Origin of the sequence: Vibrio sp. Vb0888 (assembly GCF_033338835.1) — a bacterium.
GTDB lineage: Bacteria > Pseudomonadota > Gammaproteobacteria > Enterobacterales > Vibrionaceae > Vibrio > Vibrio alginolyticus.
Genome location: NZ_JAWOTL010000212.1, coordinates 1 through 1,197, shown reverse-complemented (window position 1 = coordinate 1,197; position 1,197 = coordinate 1). Strand labels below are relative to the sequence as shown.

Here is a 1,197-nt window from a genome sequence, read left to right as displayed (position 1 = left end):
GCCGTATTCAAACTGATTGGTTTAACCAATTCCCAAGTACTGAATCGGTAAATGTAAACCTATTCACAGATACGACTCAATCAGCCACTAGCTTAACCAAAAGCAACACTCAAATCGCAATCAAATAACCCAAATAGCGTGTAAGTACCCACTTACACGCTGTGTTTTTTTAATTCGCTTTGGTGATTTACTATGACTGATTCAGCATCAAACGTGGTTGAGCTCAAACAGGCTCAGTTTGTCTGGCCCGGTTCAGAGACCGCGGTGATCAATATTCCTGATTTGCAGATAGCGACGGGTGAGCATGTCTTTATCAAAGGGCCAAGTGGCTGTGGAAAATCCACACTTTTAGCTTTGCTCACCGGAATCAATACGTTAAGTTCGGGCTCGTTATCAGTACTCAATACGAACTTAGCGACGCTGAGTTCAAGCCGCAGAGATAGATTCCGCGCCGACCACATTGGTTATATCTTCCAGCAATTCAACTTGCTGCCGTATTTGAATGTCATCGACAACGTATTACTTCCTTGCCAGTTCAGTAAAGTGAGACGAGATCGCGTGACACCAAACGCCTCCAAAGCCGAGCTTTTAGCACAAGCGACAACCTTGTTGGAGCGGCTTCATTTACCGACAAATTTACACTCTCGCCCAGTGTCAGAGCTGAGTATTGGACAACAACAGCGAGTGGCTGCAGCTCGTGCGCTAATAGGGCATCCTGCGTTAGTCATTGCTGACGAGCCGACATCTGCACTCGATCATGATAATCGCATGGCGTTCATCGAGCTGCTGATGGAACAGGCTAATCAAGCCAACGCGACATTAATCTTTGTCAGCCATGATCCAACTCTGGAAAGCTTGTTCGATCGCACCATTAATCTGCCAGAAATAAACCAAAGCAGTAACATGGAGGTGCTAGCGTGAGTGCTGTAATCAAACTCGCTTGGAAAAGCTTGATGAACCGCAAAGCGACAGCGGTGTTGACGATCATGACGGTAGCAATATCGGTAATCTTGCTGCTTGGCGTAGAACGTATCCGCACTCAAGCAAAAGACAGCTTTGCGAACACCATTTCAGGAACGGACCTGATTGTCGGCGGACGCTCAGGCCAAGTGAACTTACTGCTGTATTCAGTCTTTCGTATCGGTAATGCCACTAATAATATCGATTGGAAAAGCTACCAAGAATTCAGCCAGCATC

Annotated in this window: 2 protein-coding genes and 1 pseudogene; all 3 read left to right on the top strand. The window is 46.4% G+C overall.

Going from position 1 to position 1,197, the window contains the following annotated elements; genetic code table 11:
* A partial coding sequence (locus R7P72_RS25100; protein ID WP_318110972.1) for a ZrgA family zinc uptake protein occupies positions 1-128 on the top strand: 128 nt, incomplete at its 5' end.
* 64 nt (positions 129-192) lie between these two features.
* Positions 193-921 (top strand): ABC transporter ATP-binding protein, encoded by a 729-nt coding sequence (locus tag R7P72_RS25095; RefSeq protein ID WP_025517589.1) that lies wholly within the window; start codon positions 193-195, stop codon positions 919-921.
* Positions 918-1,197, top strand: a pseudogene (locus R7P72_RS25090) (ABC transporter permease); the annotation flags it as partial. The gene R7P72_RS25095 and the pseudogene R7P72_RS25090, both read left to right, overlap by 4 nt.

What these genes read in the sequence shown, in the direction of transcription:
- R7P72_RS25095 (WP_025517589.1), top strand. Translation starts at nt 193, where the DNA reads ATGACTGATTCAGCATCAAACGTGGTTGAGCTCAAACAGGCTCAGTTT.